Below are 16,947 nucleotides of genomic sequence, written 5' to 3' on the forward strand. Positions count from 1 at the left end.
CCGCTACCGCCCCAAATACAGCAACCCAAAACCGCAGGAGCGAACTCAAAACTGGATAAAACTTGGGGGCAAGGTCAGCTGCGTCTCATGGCGGCGCGCGAGCGCATGCTCGATGGCACGGTGGAGATCGACCATTTTCATCTAGGTGGGCGACCGAGAATAAATCCGGACGATCCACCGCCTGGACGAGGCCGAAAAGGTCTGCCGAATACCCAGAAGACGCCTGTCATGGTGATGGTGCAGCGACCAGATGACGTCACACCCGGCACTCCGGCCGGTGACGCGCGTGCTGCGGTGGTGACTGGGCTTTCACTCCGTGCAGCGGCGCGCGCCGCTGGAACGCAGATCGACCCCGATGCCTGCTTGATGAGGCTTCCGCTGGTCACAGCGAATTGTTGCGGGCCAGGCGGTGCGGAAGAGCCGAAATGGCGGGAAACGCATGAAAACCCTATGGTCGCGGGTGCCGCCGGCGCTGCAATTGCTGCAAGTCTTTCGCGCTGCTACCGGCCGTCAAATGCGCAGAAGTCCGGACGGTGGGATTATCGTCAAATCAGCAGTCGCTGTCTTTGGTTGATAAAGGCCGGATACATCATTCGATTCTGAAAGCACATAACGAGAACATGCTCCAGAGCCAGCTTATACCGCACCTCGCCGGTAACGGTGCGGCTTGGGACTATACCGAGACTGAGAGTGGACGAGCCTTGAAGGATACCGAACCGTCGAATGCCCGGCACCTGCCTTTCCACCGTGTTATCTCAATTGAACGTGGCCAGATCACGATAGAGGTTTCCCGTCCCCTTTCAAGTACGATGTCCTTGTAAGAGTTCATGAGGAAACACTCGTAAGAATGCACTCATTTATTCTCTCACGAAGCTCCTCTTCAACGCTGAGCACGCGAGCTTGCCCAGCTGCTTCAATTTTCTGAATGTACGTACCCCGGATTTGATTAAGCAGCTCTCCGTAATTGGGCGTATCCTGTACCAAATTCCGTCTCAGGTTTATTCGAACCTTGTTGATGCCTTCATTAAGTATGCTCCTTGCACTTTCTACTTGCGGTGAGTTTACTCCAACACTCTGGATGCAAAGCAAAGCTTCCGCCGCATTATATAGATGCCCTGCTGTTTCCGCCGGCTTTGCATACCCTCTTGTCGCAGTTATAGTGCCCGCAGCAAGTCCCGCGCCTTTAAGCAAGTCCACGTGCGCACCATATAGTAGCCCACCGGCACCGACAGCAGCTGCGGTTATTATTCCCATCGCGGCAACGTCTTGCGCACCGGTCGCCTCGTCCGCCAGCTCAATGTATTTTTCCGCCAGTTTCTCAGCATAGTCTAAGCGTCCTTGGTAGGTCTGTTCGTTAGCTATCTTAACTTCCGCCGAGTGAACTCTAGCGCCACTGACGCATCCGCACAGTAAAAGAGGCAACAACGCAAATTGGGAGAGCAAGCGAGTAGATTTCACAATAAGTCTCCCCACACGAATAATGCTTACATCAGCATCACTTGGTGTACAATCGCACCATTTCCGTATATTGACACCAGTAAGTAGCATGTTCCGTTTAACAATCCACAGGATTTAATTTAGGAAGCTCTCCCTTCGCGCCGATATCCTGGTGGCGTTCAAATCGCCTTCGATGCACTATCTCGTGAGCGTGAGGATATTTGCGTCTCGTTCTATCGGCTTCATCGCTCCTGGTCCAGCAGCCGCACCCGGAACCTACAGTCGACCGTTGCGCTCCGAGCCCTTACCTCCCCGGTCGGAATCGTTGAAGCACTCGCGGCATGATATGGCGGGTCCAGCGTCAGGATTGATGTGAACGCCGTAATTTACCCATTGCTAAATTCGCAACTTTAACTATTATATTTCTCGCTCAACTAGTGTCATGAGAAAACTGCTCGTTGAGCTGGCCTTTGGGAGGGGCTGGCGCGCGTGCTCTCGCGCTAAGTTTTCGTAGGGTTAAGCATCAATAGCAGCGGTTTGAAGCAAATAAGCTTGGGTGGCTGCGGGGCTGGTTCAAGTAGCCGCCAATCTGGTTCCCGAAGTAATGTAAGTAGTAGGTACTAATGCGGGAGGGGGTCTGATATGTGCGTTCTCCTGTCACATCTCGTTCGAGCCAAATTGTGAACGGCGAGGCGACGCGTCCGCGCGCTTGGCCAAATCCGAGCTTAGCCGACGTATCCTGTGGTTAAGCCGGGCGCAGCGATCGTTGATGCGGTTTACACCGCTTGAAGAGAGCGGCAAGTCGGGGCGAAAAGTGGGTCGGGTCCCTCTGCCCGCGAAGCTTCGCCGTGGCCAACCCGCTCACCATCTGACCAAGAGGACTACGATGACCGGGGGATTTCGCATGATCACTCTGATCCTGCCGGAAGGTCTCTCTCCCGAGCGGTATCATGCGCTCGCACAGCGGCTCGTCGAGAGGTTGGCGAGAAGGACTCCAGCCAAATCCAAAGTCGCGGAACCTAAACATAGCAGGAGTTTCGTAGTGCTGTCTGAAATCGAGGGTGCGCCGCCAGAAATGGCCGCTGTGCTCAACGATTCGACGTGGACTTTGACAATGCCCGTTTCAGCCGATCTCGGCACGGATGCGCTTACTGCGTCGGCGCAATCAGTGGCAGGGGGTACAGAAGTGAAAGTTGAGATTCCGCCCGACTACCGAGCGGAGTGATGATCCCGTATGCACACAAAGTGACGGGACATGCATTGGTCAACAAGGAGGGATGCAAATGGCGAGACCAGGACTTTCCCGCGCGCAGGATCAGGTTAACATCCTGCTCAAGTTCCCGTTGGAACAACAGGTTGGCAGCGACACGATAGCGGCATTGACCGATCCCGACCGGGGCGTACGTCGAGAAGCGCTCGCGCGTATTGAAACGTATGAGTCGGATTACCGACAGAACGCAACCGATGTTGTGCGTCGGATCGTTGACCGCGTCGCGCCAGTGGCGCCATCTTTGGGAATTGCGGCTGAAGCATCCGGTGCAAGCTACCTTTCGATCGATGACCTTGATCCGAATATCGGCCCGCCAGAGGGCGTGCCCATTTATAATCCCTACACCGGCGTGCTGTCCGTATATCCGGAGGACGGTGTAGCAGTTGAAGACGCCGTCCAGAGCATCGTGACGGCGGTCAAGAACGATGACGAGGTCGAGGGCGTGGAGCCCGTGGCCATCTATCGTGCCATCGCCGCGCTCGACGCAAACCTGCAGACGATTCCAGAAGTTTCGGGTCTCGACCGTGCCGGATTCGGCATGGAAGAAATCGAATTCCGCGAGGCCGGCCTTCTAGGCGAGACAACGGGAGAACATATCCCTTGGGGAATCGACCAGATTGGCGCACGTGCAGCCTGGCGGCGGGGCTACACCGGGCAAGGAATTTTTGTAGCCGTGGTAGATACTGGGGTCTCGCCTCATATGGATCTGGCGGAGCCTGTTCGCGGGGCAACCCTAATCCCGGGGAGCAATTCATACAATGATGACCACGGCCACGGCACACATGTCGCTGGAACAATCGCTGCGCTGAAGGAAAACTCGCGCGGCGTTGTGGGCGTGGCGCCCGGCGCCCGGCTACTGGCAGTCAAAGTGTTGGCGCGGGACGGTTTTTCGCGTGGGGACTCGGTTGCGCACGGCGTGACCTGGGCAGCCAACAATGGAGCTCGTGTCATTAATCTGAGCTTAGGGAGCCGTGCCGCTTCGGATTCCCTACGCCGGGCTGTCGTTTACGCTCGCTCGCGCAACGTGATTATTTGCGCCGCCGCTGGAAATGACTATGGAGCGCCGGTGTCCTATCCCGCCGCGTTCGATGACGCATGTATTGCAGTCGCAGCAACCGATCGCGAGAACCGAAGGGCCCCATTCAGCAATCGCGGGCCGCAGGTCGATTTGTCGGCACCCGGCGTCCTAATCCGTTCTACCCATTTAGGCAACGGTTACCGGGAGATGAACGGCACTAGCATGGCCACACCGCACGTATCCGGCGTGGCGGCAATTGTACTCAGCCAACATCCTGACCTTACACCACTTGCCCTTCAGCGACACCTTGAAGCGACTGCCACGCGGCTTGGCGCTCCTGATCAGTACGGGCGTGGTCTGGTTCACGCGGAGCGCGCCGTTGCGAGGCCAGTTGCAGCCGCGACTACACTTGTCAGCGAGCCGCCTCAGCCTTTAGGCGGCACGGCCGTTACAGCGATCGGTTCACGTGGACGCCGATCGGCTGCGCCTTCTGAAAAATCGATGGGAGCGAAAAATGTCTAGATATGATTGGGCCCCTGTAGAGAGCTCTACGGCCGACTGCGGTTGCCGCCACACCCTTAGTGCTTTTAGGGTCACGGACACTGTGTTCCACCCCATTGGAGCCGCTGAAGCGGCGCAGCCCATGATTCATGGAACTGCCTCATGGAACGCACGCCCTCCGCGTCAGTCGATCTCTCTCTTGAACCGGCGCCCCACGGGTATCGTCATCCACCACACTGCAAGCGCCAACGTGGCGGACGGGTCGCTTTCACACGCTAAACAACTCGCACGCAACATCCAAGCGTTCCACATGGGTCAAAGAGGCTGGATCGACACGGGGCAGCATTTCACAATCAGCCGAGGAGGCCATGTTCTTGAGGGTCGTCACCGCAGTTTGGAAGCTGCCCGAAGTGGTCAGCGCCATGTCCTGGGCGCGCACGCGGAAAACTGCAACACTGAGTTTGTCGGAATCGAAAACGAGGGCACTTACATCGAAAGGCTGCCGACGACCGCGCAATGGACCGCACTGGTTCAACTATGCGTTTGGCTATGCACACAATACAGTATGTCTGTAGACAGCATAATCGGGCACCGTCAATGCAAGAGCACGGAGTGTCCAGGCGAGAGATTCTTCGGAAAACTCGACCGGTTGCGACAGGACGTTTCCGCTGCTTTGTAGGACCGAATGTCAGTGCTGGGGCACAATGGCTTCCGGCCCAACATGCGAACGAACCAGCGGACATTTCCGTCCGCTGGTCACAATGGCCCAACTTTGCTGCTTGCAGCCTATGCCGGATGGGACCCGTGACGCGAACCGTTGGTGGTTCCCCATGTAAAGAGGGGGAGAAACATGCAGGAGACCGATCTCAAACCAATCCAGAGGCGGAAATCGCAAAACAAGACTACGGAAGGCGCAACTTCGGTCAAACGCAACCATGCCATAGAAGCTTCCGCCCCTTCGAGCGACAGCTCTCCTTCAGTGATCCTGGAAAAGGATCCGGCCATCTGCCTTGTCTACCACGTAAAGGACAGGAGGAACCGCTATCTTCAGAAGGAGGAAGCACTGCGGCTTTATGGGGCAGCCTCGCGCGACGCTGTCGTAGCGCGTACATCTACCGTCCGTATCTGCGGCGACGGGGACTCGTGGATAAACATTCTATGGCCCTTGTCCGGATTGGCCGGCTACCACCCTACCCTCTACGACATCCTCGAAGGCCAGTACTATGCGCCGAACGTGGCTTATCCGGGCGACACGTTCGAGCAGATGCTGGTGAAGAAAGACTACCGCAGCTTGGTAAAATCCGCATCGTTCGACTTCTTCATCTTCTCAGGAGGTGGAAACGATGTCCTGGGAGGTGGCGCACTCACGCAATTGCTTAGATCCCGCAGTTCCGGAACACCCAGTGATCCGAGGAGCTTCCTTCGCCTGGACATTCTTGACCGAACTGTACGCAAGCTCGAGGATGGCTACAACGAGATCGCGCGCGACGTAGCGATCCTTTCCAGCCCCAAACGAACGCAAATGCTTGTGCATGGCTACGACGTGCCGAGACCGGTCCAGGGCGGCGTGTGGCTGGGCGGACCTTTCACCCGACGCGGTTTTAGCCTTACCCAAGATGCCACCATCATCAAATCCATTCTCACATTTCTCGTTGACCGCTTCTACGACATGCTTGAACGTGTTGAACGCGCGCAGGATAACGTCACTGTGGTCCACCTCAAGGACGTGGTTGGAAACCGTTGGAACGATGAACTTCATCCCAAGCGAGCAGCGTCTCAGGATCTCGCCAAGAAATTCAGTAGAGTTATCGACGCACTGTCAGCCGTGCCAGTTGCGTAAATTGCTGTGTCAAAAAGAATGCTACCGCCGCTTCGAAGAATGCGGCGGTAGAGGCAAGAGACTTGGGCTGGCCATCAGGGCCAGATGGAGGGACGCTAACGAAGGCGAGTTGGACACAGGGCAGTGTGCCCTGGCCCCGCGATCCTGACGAAGGAAATGAGAGGTCTGCGATGACGGTCCGAGCTCTTTTGATCTCCGGCGGAGTGTCGCTTTTATACTCATCAGCGGCTGCCTCGCGTGTCGCGCTGCGACTGCTTGAGGCTCAGCCCGTGCGAGGTCGCTGCGGGCGGCAGTGACGCGCTTGAAATGGATCCAACCGCTCGCTGCGTTGACCGCGCTCCGCGTCTTTCTGGGCAATGGTCGAAGCAAGCTGACTTTGCTCGTCTAACAGGCTCTGCCAGGCCTCGTCATCAAGAAGCCTGACTTCTTTTCGACGCTGCTCCAATTGCTCGACAATTCTTCGTCGCGCGTCCGTGCCATCGTGAACGCGAGCAGAGATCGCTGCATAGATTCCGGTACCTGTGTCTTCTTGAGCAATTCCACGCCTTCGCTCTCGGCGGCGAGCAGGAAGGCGTCCAACTCGCCCGCGCGAGGAGCACCGTTCGCCGGAACTGATCGAATGTGAGATCGGTTCTCGTTTCCACCGCCTCACGGACCTGGCGCAAACGGGCAGAAACCCCTTCGAATTGACCTTTATGGTTGCAGAAATGACGCGCGGATGCAATTCTGCGAACGTGATTACTCACCTGGGGGGAGAACTATGGTCGATATCGTCGGACCACCGTCGAATGCAACCCGCTGCCGTCCTATTGCCGATAATCTCCGGGAACTTTTGGACTTGGCTGCGCAAGCCACCGGCATCGACAAGATTGTAATTACATCGGGAGGTCAACCTAGCAATCACGCGCCTCATCTGGAAGATGTTCCATGCGGTTGGACCGGCTCACCAAGGCACGACAACGGTAGGGCAGCCGATCTCCAACTCATAAAGAACGGCACCACGCTCAGATTCACCAATAGCGATGGCGACCAGGTCGCACCATTCATAACGGCCTGCGCTGCCCGTGGCGCCAACGGGATCGGCGCTGCAACCGATTACATGGGGCCGAAAACGATCCATGTCGGCTTTGGTCGAACGACGAGCGATACACAGAAACTGGTGTGGGGCAAGGATGGGCTGTCGGCCAATGCGCCACAGTGGTTGCGGACGGCGGCCCGCCAGGGATGGAATAATCCGGCTGACGATTTTCTCACGTCGGCGGCGCTCGCATTGTCAGCTGACGCGCCGCCTGCATCTCGCTCGACCGTCAATGCGCGTGATGGACTTTGGCTGCGAAGGGGACCAGGCCTTGCCTTCGACCGGGCAAGACTGCTTGAAGCGGGCACCTCACTCACGATCCAGGGGCTCGATGGCGAGTGGGCGCGCGTCGACCTCCAGGGAGATGGCCTGATCGACGGTTACGTATTTGCGTCCTTTCTCGGGACGTCCACAATGGACCACCCCGATGAAGGTGTCGAAGAACCAATTGATGAGGCGGCAATCGAAAAACTGCTCGACGGAGCTGCCGACGGGGCGCCAGCGGCGCCGGCGAACGCGCCACGCCGTGCAGCGCGGCGCAAAAAGGATTGACGCCGTCACGAAGCAAATCCGACGGGTGCTCAAGAGCTCCCGTCAGATTAGTCCGGCGATTTTTCGCCGTATTTGCGGGTTTCCAGTTCGGATTTGCCTGCCGTCCATCGCACGATGAACATTTGATCGTACTGTGTCTCTCGCAGCGTCGGAATTCTGACCTTCAAAGCTCGACCGAGATCGTCGACCGTTGTCGTCCGCCCCACGATAAGGACGGTTTGACCACGATGGTTCTTTAGAACGTGTTTAACGGTCTCGGCCGGATCCTTAATCTGAAACACAGGGGCGCCGGTATCTCTTTCGGTCGGCTCGGCAGTTTTCTGCGTCCTCAGATAGTCGTTGACGTAAATCGCTTTCACGCCCACGTCTTTCATTATCGCCGCCAAGGTTTCCGCACGTTTCCTGCCCGCGTCGGTGAGGCCCGGGCCTGGCGGTTCTTTCTCGCCCCGGTTGAGCTTATCTTTCTCCGCATGCCTGACGATGTAAATCGTGGTCACCTCGTCTTCGGCGACGCTCTTCGCAGGCAGAGCCATCGCGAAAGTGAGTGCTATGACCAAGGCCAGACAGACCTGAATGAGACCATTCACGCGTGCGGTGATTGTCATCTCCAACTCTCCCTTGCGAGACTGCTCGATTGCGACGCGACTGCAGATTATCTATTGCTGTAGCGGCGATTGAAACCGAACATTCTCGCCATTGACCCATCCGCCGCCGAACAAGATGGCGCCGCGTCGCGAGATCGTATTGAGCTTGAAGGGCACGGCGTGTTCCTTCGTCAGGTGTGTGGCCACGAGATAGGCAAAAACCAAGAGATCAAGCTTTCGTCGTCCAGGGACTGATCTTTCCATAGTCTGGCGTTCTTCGTGCCTCGGATCTTTGATACTGGCCTTTTGGAGCCGCAGCCAAGTAGTCCAGGATTTTCCTTGAGCACATCATCATTGGTGTGGTCTTTGCGAAACTTCTCAACGAGCGAAGCGTTCGCCTGCTCCTTCCAGGTACCATTGAAGTTCAGCGTATCGGTGAAGGTCGCGAATTCGAGATAGGTTGGCGTCGCGCCGGCGCCGCGTTTTGCTTCGGCCCACCATGTCGCATATTGCCAACCGCCATCGAGCTTGTTGTTAAGCGCAGTCTGTTGCAGGGCCACGACTGGCGCGCTCTTGAGGAGGATCGAAACCTCCTTGGCGAAAGTCACACCATCGGTCGACCACGCAGCTTTACGAACATTGCCGCTGCAGGACTTCTTGTTAGCAAATGTCTGGAACCCGCGGACCTCGGCTTTGGATTTCGCCAGTGCGGCCCGGAAGTCGGCACCGTAAGTCGGCATGGAGACAGCAAATGTCTCGGCGGGCACCTTTGAGAACAATTTGTCCCATAAAGAGCCCCTGCCCACATTCCATTGCAGAACACCAGCGGAAAGGCCTTGGCAGTCGAAATCTGGGGTCACCATTCCATAGCCAACACCCGATGTCTCGAACCAGGCGACCAGGTCGGCGGCAGGCTTTCGCCACGCTTCGGGAGGCCCTGCAAGTGCGAATGCCGGAAAGAAACAGCTCAACGCTATAGCGAGCACTCGTCTCATTGCCAATTGAGATCCTCCCCCTCGGATCGATGCGTCACTGACACAAACAATTTTCGCGGGTATTCGAAGGTATTTCTCGCCGTCCGTCAATTCCTGATGCGGCGATTGCATTCGGTTTTCACAGAACGTGCTCAACCAACGAGGCAGCCATTCGGGAGGCGGTAAATCCGACACAAGCCGCGCGTTTGCGCTACGCAGCTGTCACTCCGGAACCCAGGAACTCGACATTGCTTCTAATGCTGATCCAGTTGCGTCTTATGAAAGAGATCGCGGCGGGCGGAATCACCTGACGCTCGATCATGCGCCTGGCATTGGGTGCCCCCTTCACCCTGATGCAGCACGTGGTTGTGCATGTAATCGACCCCGGTCGGCGTGTGATAGGTCTCGGTCCATTGCTGTGGATCCTGCAGGTCGCGCATCAGAGCCCAGGATTGCTGTGGGTCGGCACTTTGTCGTCGAGGTTGAGTTCCTTCGGAGAAGGTGGCCAGTGCGGCGGTTGCTATGGACGGATGGAAGTCGACGTTGATCGTCGCTAAACTGGTCGAATCCAGAAAATCCACGTGCAGTTTCGCGACAGGGCGGCCGGAGCGCTCCAACGCATCGAGCGCTTGAGTGAGAAGGCCGATCTGCCCGCCGGCCCCCCCGGAGGCGGCGGCGGATCGCCGGTTGTCGCGAGGGCCACGATCGGGACGTCGGCCGGCGGATTGTTCCTGACCGCCCCTCTCGGTTCGCCATCCGCGACGACCGCCACATCCGCTATGCGCGTCGACCTGCTGCGGCGGAACGCATTTTGAAGGCCTTCAGGCTCTCAATGATCGCGATCACGCGGGCCCGGCTCTCCCAGAAGTCCATTTTATCGGCCGATCCCAGCGGCTTGGTCAGATTGAAGCAGCCGATGCTCGAGAGATAGAGATTTGGCGAATGGCCGGGATGTAAAAGGATGCCGGTTCGCGCGCCAGTGTCCCGCAGAAGCACGCCGGGCAGGTAGATCTTGGCCGGTATCTGCAGAAATTCGGAATAGCCGACTGTCTTGTAACTTGTCCCCGAACTGCGTCCAAAGCGGATAAGTCCCGGTTTCGACGCGCCTTCAATTGTCTTTCTTGCTATTGTCACCCGGGCCAACGGTCTCGCACATATGGCCTGCAAGGCCATCCTCGGGGTTGCCGTTGATGTAAACCTGATAGGTTCCATAGGTCCGCGTCAGCCCACCTTTTTTCTGCATTCCGAGGCGCTCAACGTGAAGTTCCCAACCCCGTCCCGCAATTGGCATATGTTTCTCTTTCTCCGTGAGTGGCCGTCGCGGACATTACTTTTGGTGGCTTTCGACGCGCTAGAGCCTGCTGCTTTCATACAGAAGCATATCCTGAGTTTGTGAGGTAGTTTGCGCATTCGGCTGGCGAGAAGCAGTCGAGCATTTCACCAGCCTTACGCCATGTCGCTTCGACTGTGCGAGGCTGTTCTCTCCTGTTCAGGTGCTTGAGCTTCGCAAAGACTTGCTCGATGGGATTGAGGTCCGGGCTGTAGGGCGGCAGGAAGAAGAGGTGCGCGCCTGCGGCCCGGACGGCACGACGGACGGCTTGTCCCTTGTGGCTGCCGAGATTGTCGAGGATGACGATGTCACCTTTGGCGAGCGTGGGCACTAGGACTTTCTTGACATAGAGGGTGAAGAGCTCGCCGTTGATCGGCCCGTCGATGACCCAAGGCGCATCGATGCGATCGCAGCGCAAGGCGGCAATGAAGGTCAGGGTTTTCCAATGCCCGTGCGGGACCGCGGCACATAGGCGTTGACCACGCGGTGCCCACCCCCTGAGGGGCGCCATGTTGGTCTTGATCCAGGTCTCATCGAGAAAGACCAGCCGCCGCGCTTCGATCCGCCGTTGATGGGTCTTCCAACGCAACCGCTTCCTGGCGATATCCACCCGCGTCTGCTCGGCCGGCAGAACCGTTTTTTTTGAAGCTCAGGCCCTCGGCCCGGACGAACACCCAAACGGCGCGTCGCTCGGTCTTGATGCCGCGTTCGGCCAGTTCCGCCACAAGCCCCCGCGTCGTGAACGGGCCGGATCGACAGCGTTGGCGCAGCCAGTCGGCCCGTTCGCCGGACAAGGTCCGCTGCTTGCGCCCGCCGACGCGGCCTGGCGTCAGAGCGCCGGTCTCTGCAAGGCGCTTCTTCCACTTCGAAACACAGGAGGGAGCGATCGCAAGTGCTGCTGCGATCGATCGTATCGTTTCTCCGGCATTCAAGCGCGCCATCGCCCGTTCGCGAAGATCTTCAGAATATGGTTGGGTCATCCCTGCCGGCCGTCCTTTCCCGGTAGGAACAGAGAATCATATCTCAGCTGATTTGCGAATCTGCGATTCTGAAAAATCGAAGCGTGCTCTAGAGGCTGCTTCAGTCAGGTGGTCACATGCAGGACTGTTGCGGCCCCTATTTCTTCATTTCAAGGCAGTTTGCCATCTCATTCAGCTTGTCGCTTGTATAGCCAGCCTTGAGGACCCATTGGCTGAGTTTCTCTAGTGTCAGTTCCTCTCCCACCAGTCGCTTGCTTGTCATTGGTGGCGTCACACCGTCGAGGATGATCGTGACGACATCGCCGCCGATGCCATGATAGGCCCTAATGTCGGATGCGCTGGCGGCGTCGTAGCCGGACTTGCAGAGGTCATCCTCTCCGTCGTTCGGTTTCGACAGGAAGGGCGCCTTGAGGTCGCGTTCTGCTTTCGCACAGCGCAAATTGAGCGGGATCGGTCCTATCGGCTGGAAGGGCTGGATTGCGCCATAGCGCAGCAGCTGATGCAGCGCGACCGAGCCCTCGCCGAAACTCGGGCCAGTATCGTTGACGATGGCGAACACTTCCCGATCACCATAGCGAACCCAGGCGAGCGATCCGAGCAGACTGCTGCGGCCTCGCGGGACAACCAATCCGGGGATGGCGGCGGAGTCGACATAGACGGCCTTCTTGTCGACGGTGTGCTTCATGGAGGTGGTTGACAAATACGTCGAAACATCGGTCCCGTCGAATGCGGGCATTTTCGGTCCCATCATCGGTCTGCCCTTGCCATTACCGACGACGTAGCGGTCACCTTCGCAACTCGATAGAGGGACACCCACCTTGTAAGGAACGGCTTCCAGCGCGAAGACGCAGAATTCCGGTGAGCCCGGAGCGAAATCGGCGGTCTCCGCTTCTTTCCATTTCTTGCGGCAGAGCGAGAAATTATCGAGGCAATTGCGCTTTTTACCCTTGTCTATGAGATTCACGCCATTGGCCACGTAGGTGTAACCGTGATCGCCGGGCACATAGGATGCTGCCGTACCGTCGGGATTAACCGCGAGTTCGGTTCGCATCAGGATGGCGCCTTCGGGGAGGACGCGAAGGCCATGCACGGACTTTGGGCATTTCGTAGCCGCTTCCACGGAAGCGGCCAGGATCGCCGATGCCGCCAGCGCCGCCGCGATTATGCGGACATGGCTCGACAAGAACATGAAACTCCCCCATCTCACGCACCCGGGCGCATCGCCGAGGCGAAGGCAACGTCATACTCAATCTGGCATCAAACCGCTTGACAATAACGTAGGAGGACAAAATATCAACTTGGCATTGCGCGCGTTCGGGGGAACATATGCTTAATTCTGCAGCATGCTTTCGCCACTGGCCGGTCCGGTTCATTCCGATAATCCTGTCCGCCCTGCTTCTGGCCTATGCGCCGGATAGAGGAGGCGCAGCCTCCGCGCAACAAGTGACGGCGACGATCCCGGCGCCGCTGATAGGACCCTATATCATAGACCCCGTGACTCTTGCGGAGCTCGACCACCACGACCGTGATTGCGCCAAGGCGGGCTCGCTGAATTTCCAGTGCCTCATCTTCAAGGACGACCGGTCCATGATGAAAGAGAAGGATTTCGCATCGAACCCGTTCCAGCTTTCAGTCTTCGAGAAAGTGCTGGAAACGGTGGAGACGGATCTGAAATCCCTGCCCAAGCACATCGAATTCGGTGGAAGCAACGCCAAAAGCCTCCACATAGGTTTTCTGACCTATCCCGGCGCGCGCATCGAGCTGGTCGGCGTCATCAACCGCATGGACCGGCAGTTCAACCGAGACAAGGTGGATGGTCATAACGAGCGCCTGGAATGCGGTGAAATCAGCGCCATCTATCGATTCGCCTATGAAGGACGGCTGCCGAGTACAGCAATCGGGACGCGGGACTATCGATCACGGCTTCGCGTGACGATGAACGTGGTCTTTCCGGCGCGGCCATGGTCCAAGACGATAAGCTGTCAGGACGTCGCCCGGCGTTGGCTGGACTACGCCCAAGGTCTCAAGAACGGGACCTCCAATGCAGACCTCGTCAAGCAGGCGAAATTGCTGGTGTCCGTGCTGAAGCCGGAGGATATCGAGCGGATCGAGCTGAACATGCAGGGATCGAGGGTGGCGGCCGGGGCCGACACCACCGACTTCGGTACGCTCGGCACCTATGTCATAAGGGTGTTCCGATGGTCGCCGGGCAAGGATGGCGGGCGCTGGAAGCCGAGCTACATGACCAACCAGATCGATCGGGCGCGGCTACTGGGAAAGCCGTCCGACGACAATACCTGCGAGGACAAGCGGGGCGTGAAGATCAGCAGGCAGGCGCTGGTCGATTATCTCCTGAGCAAGAATGCCATCGGTGACGTCGACAACGGCTTGCTAAACATACCGCAGGAGTTTCTTGCCTGCCGCGCGATTTCGATCTCGCCCGGCGGCGCCAGCCGGTCCGGCAACCAGCCGTTCTGGAACGCCCCCACGAAGGCAGAACAGATCATCGATGATAAGGAGATCGACGCTGCGCTCAAGAAATACGGAAAGGACTACACGCTCGGCTATGTCGGATCGGCGCTCGAATTCCGCACCCGGCTCAACGAGGCATCCTGTTCCGGATGCCATCAAACGCGCGCCATTGCGGGATTTCACTTGCCGGGCGCGGATCGCCCGGGCACCTCGCCGGTAAACGCGGTCTTCCTGCCGGGTTCGGCGCATTTCTTCGGCGACCAGCTCCGCCGCATGAAGATTCTCGAGCAGATCGCGAGCGGGGAGATTCCGACATTCCCGGAACTTGCGACAAGCTATGCGGCCCGCCCCCTGAACAGTTATGCGGCACTAAGACCGCAAGCCGTGTCCGACATGGTGGCGGATCTCGACATCCAGCTGATTGGCGGCTGGGGCGCGACCTGCCTGATGGACGGCGTGGCGCCGGAGGGCGTGCGGCAATGGGGTTGCGCCAAGCCTCTCGCCTGCAAGTCCGTCTTCCAGTCCAGCAACCAGCTGGGTATTGGTATTTGCAGCAGTCCCGACGGAGTGACGGAGATCGGCGACCCCATGCAAGTGGGAAAGGTGGAGTCGAAGAAATTCGGCTTAGACCTATATACCCGCAATCCGAAGGTTCCCGACCTCAAGGACGATCTGCCGCGCGATACGACGATCTCGACCGATCACGTCACGCCTGCGGCCCCCGTCGGCAACAGCTATGTAGCGTCGCACCAGGAGGCCTATGAAGGTAGAGGCGGGTTCGACCCGATGAAGATAACGGTGGGAGGCAAGACAAGGATGGAGACGGCCGAGGAGCATGCCCGGCGGGTGCGGGAGCAGGCTACCGGCGGTTTTCCCGCGGGCGCGCTGCGGCTGTCCGAATGCGTCGGCCTGCCAGAGGAGGCGACATGCGGTCTTCTCGCCGCGAGCGGCTTCAATCCCTGCCTGGACGAGGTCGGCGAGGGCGAGCGCACACCGGACAACTGTTTTGGAATCTACACCAACTATTCCGGGGTCCGCGCCTGCGACGCAGCCCATCCCTGCCGGGACGATTATATCTGCCTGAGCCCGATGGGCTACTCGCTCGACAATGCCAAGACCAAGTTCGACGAGCGCGCGAAACGACGCAAGGATGCCCGAATGTCCGTCGAGGAGAGCGCCAACAACCGCAAGCGTCTGGCGATCGATTTCTTCGGCGAAAAGATGCCTGACGAGGCCTGGCTCGGCAGGAACAACAGCGCGGGCGACCAAAGAGGTCTCTGCATTCCGCCCTATTTCGTTTTCCAGTTCAAGGCGGACGGGCACAAGGTGCCGAAGGAATTCGTGCTCAAGCCATGAGGCGCCATTTCGTGAACACTGTTTGAGAGGGTTCCATAGAAGTAGACGAGAGCGGCGATGTTGAGATGCCGGTTAGCCAAGTCAAACCTCGCAGCCCTGCAATTCACATTTGTCGGCTAACCGCATGACTGGACGCCGAGCACCTTCGGCCGCTGGCCGCGCCCAGTATCGGCTTCCGCTGAGCATTCTTCAAACACGCACGACCATCCCGGCGCTATTCCGAACAGCCGAGCAGTCCTTTGGCATGCTTCCTGGCCCCGCCTTATTAGAGCGTTTGATTAACGGCTCCAGTTGGTTACGCATTGCTCCACCTCCGAAATTTTCGGATGAATGATGGTGCTCTCTGACTCACCCTCGAACAAAGCTTTGATAACCTTGACCCGTTCGCGCGAACCTCTGACGCTGCCCCTGCACGTGCCATCAATATATTTTTGTAGCATGCAGTCGACCACTTCGCGTTCGGTGGGCTTCTTGCTGCAGGCAGCCTTCCATACCGAGGGCTTGCACGCATTTGTCCCCTTAAGATTATTCGCCAAGACTGCCATGGCCGTATTGCCATATTCCGTCTTTAGAGCAAGCGATTCATAACGCTTGAGACGCTCTTCATATTGCTTCAACGCATAGTCCATTTCGGCTTTTCGAAAATCGCTGGTCGCCAGTGCTGACGTGAAGTTTTTACGCAATGCACTGTCGCACATGAAAGCGGCCTCTCGGTTGGCCTTGCAGACCCAATCGGTATCGACACACCCGTTCTTCGTCGGCAGCGTCCCGAAGAGACGCTGGTATTCAGACGGTGAGCGAGCCTCATGCGCCTTCAGCACACCGGGAATATTCGAAGACGTCCAATCGAGAATACCAAACGTCAAGCCGTCAAGGCCAAAGTAACCGTTGAAATGCTTCTGCTTGCACTGACCCGATACAGCCTTAAGAAACTTTCCGAAAGCCCCGGCCTGAGGGCATGCGGCAATCTCGAGACAGATTTGATCATCAGAACTGGGGATAGTATTGGGGCCGCATGGACTGGTCCAAATCCTATTCCCAGCGCTATTGGCTTTGTGGATCAACTTGCCTTCCGGCGGCGTCTCGCGGCACTGCGCTGCACTCGGGCATTGTTCGGCTGCAAAACCCTCAGCAGTCGTCGTGACCATGCCGGCGAAAAAGGTCAAAACAAGCAAGATGAAACGCATGACTTTCCCTCCCGATCACCGCGACCATTGTAGTTCACTTCCTCACAAGACCAAGTTGCGCTTTTAACGTGGCTATGATGACCAGTTCACGTCAAGTGAAATCAATGCCACGCTCATCATAAAAGGCAGGGTTGTGCCAATTGCAAATCATCGCAATTGGATAAACGGCCAATGTCTGCCTGCATGAGTTGGGCCGATTGGCAAAAGCTCATTTCAGTCTGAAAGTGTCAACTGACCTCTGAAGGCTCAACAATCGAAAACGCTCGGTCCTGCTCGATTTCAGAGACAGCTCTTGAGATCCCATCAGGGGTGAGTAGCGGTCTGCACCGTGGCAGAGTGAGGTCGCTAGAAAACTCTCTGGAGGCCAA

At 57.7% G+C, this 16,947-nt stretch carries 12 protein-coding genes and 2 pseudogenes; 6 read left to right on the forward strand and 8 right to left on the reverse strand.

The window, feature by feature from the left end; genetic code table 11:
* Positions 1-78: 78 nt before the first annotated feature.
* Positions 79-574, forward strand: a pseudogene (locus CO656_RS28755) (transposase); the annotation flags it as partial.
* 251 nt (positions 575-825) lie between these two features.
* Here CO656_RS28755 and CO656_RS30040 read toward each other — a convergent pair.
* On the reverse strand, positions 826-1,458 hold the full coding sequence (locus CO656_RS30040) for a hypothetical protein (RefSeq protein WP_144353248.1): 633 nt from the start codon (positions 1,456-1,458) through the stop codon (positions 826-828).
* 883 nt (positions 1,459-2,341) lie between these two features.
* Between CO656_RS30040 and CO656_RS28760 the strand changes: the two genes are divergently transcribed.
* The 4 genes from CO656_RS28760 (at position 2,342) to CO656_RS28785 (ending at position 7,696) form a co-directional block, all read left to right on the forward strand.
* Positions 2,342-2,662 (forward strand): hypothetical protein, encoded by a 321-nt coding sequence (locus CO656_RS28760; RefSeq protein WP_103452595.1) that lies wholly within the window; start codon positions 2,342-2,344, stop codon positions 2,660-2,662.
* 58 nt (positions 2,663-2,720) lie between these two features.
* A complete protein-coding gene (locus tag CO656_RS28765; protein ID WP_158255711.1) occupies positions 2,721-4,247 on the forward strand; it encodes a S8 family peptidase in 1,527 nt (508 codons plus the stop codon).
* Between the two features lie 829 nt (positions 4,248-5,076).
* On the forward strand, positions 5,077-6,066 hold the full coding sequence (locus CO656_RS28775; protein WP_097528051.1) for a hypothetical protein: 990 nt from the start codon (positions 5,077-5,079) through the stop codon (positions 6,064-6,066).
* A 760-nt stretch (positions 6,067-6,826) separates the two neighbouring features.
* Positions 6,827-7,696, forward strand: coding sequence for an SH3 domain-containing protein (locus CO656_RS28785; protein ID WP_179864858.1), 870 nt, complete (start codon positions 6,827-6,829; stop codon positions 7,694-7,696).
* Between the two features lie 47 nt (positions 7,697-7,743).
* Here CO656_RS28785 and CO656_RS28790 read toward each other — a convergent pair whose 3' ends face one another.
* The 6 genes and pseudogenes from CO656_RS28790 to CO656_RS28820 form a co-directional block, all read right to left on the reverse strand.
* On the reverse strand, positions 7,744-8,301 hold the full coding sequence (locus tag CO656_RS28790) for a phosphoglycerate mutase family protein (protein ID WP_097528052.1): 558 nt from the start codon (positions 8,299-8,301) through the stop codon (positions 7,744-7,746).
* A 170-nt stretch (positions 8,302-8,471) separates the two neighbouring features.
* Positions 8,472-9,386, reverse strand: a complete 915-nt coding sequence (locus CO656_RS30045) for a hypothetical protein (protein ID WP_144353249.1) — start codon at positions 9,384-9,386, stop codon at positions 8,472-8,474.
* A 122-nt stretch (positions 9,387-9,508) separates the two neighbouring features.
* A pseudogene (locus CO656_RS28800) lies at positions 9,509-9,835 on the reverse strand (MFS transporter).
* A gap of 196 nt (positions 9,836-10,031) precedes the next feature.
* Entirely contained in the window at positions 10,032-10,427 is a 396-nt protein-coding gene (locus CO656_RS28805; protein WP_179864859.1) for a hypothetical protein, read from the reverse strand.
* 194 nt (positions 10,428-10,621) lie between these two features.
* Positions 10,622-11,564 (reverse strand): IS630 family transposase gene (locus CO656_RS30430; protein WP_179864860.1). Its coding sequence is split into 2 segments (ribosomal slippage): positions 10,622-11,227 and positions 11,229-11,564, totalling 942 coding nucleotides; the frame shifts between segments, so codons are not numbered across the junction.
* Between the two features lie 136 nt (positions 11,565-11,700).
* Positions 11,701-12,753 carry a hypothetical protein gene (locus CO656_RS28820; RefSeq protein ID WP_097528057.1) on the reverse strand — a complete coding sequence of 351 codons (1,053 nt, stop codon included), beginning with the start codon at positions 12,751-12,753 and terminating at the stop codon, positions 11,701-11,703.
* A 254-nt stretch (positions 12,754-13,007) separates the two neighbouring features.
* On the opposite strand from CO656_RS28820, the gene CO656_RS28825 reads away from it, so the two are divergent.
* Complete coding sequence (locus CO656_RS28825; RefSeq protein WP_144353251.1) at positions 13,008-15,392, forward strand: hypothetical protein; 2,385 nt, start codon at positions 13,008-13,010, stop codon at positions 15,390-15,392.
* A gap of 278 nt (positions 15,393-15,670) precedes the next feature.
* Here the strand turns inward: CO656_RS28825 and CO656_RS28830 are convergent, their stop codons facing one another.
* Complete coding sequence (locus CO656_RS28830) at positions 15,671-16,579, reverse strand: hypothetical protein (RefSeq protein WP_097528059.1); 909 nt, start codon at positions 16,577-16,579, stop codon at positions 15,671-15,673.
* Between the last annotated feature and the right edge of the window lie 368 nt (positions 16,580-16,947).

It is taken from the genome of Sinorhizobium sp. FG01 (assembly GCF_002531875.1).
In the GTDB taxonomy this organism is placed as follows: domain Bacteria; phylum Pseudomonadota; class Alphaproteobacteria; order Rhizobiales; family Rhizobiaceae; genus Sinorhizobium; species Sinorhizobium fredii_C.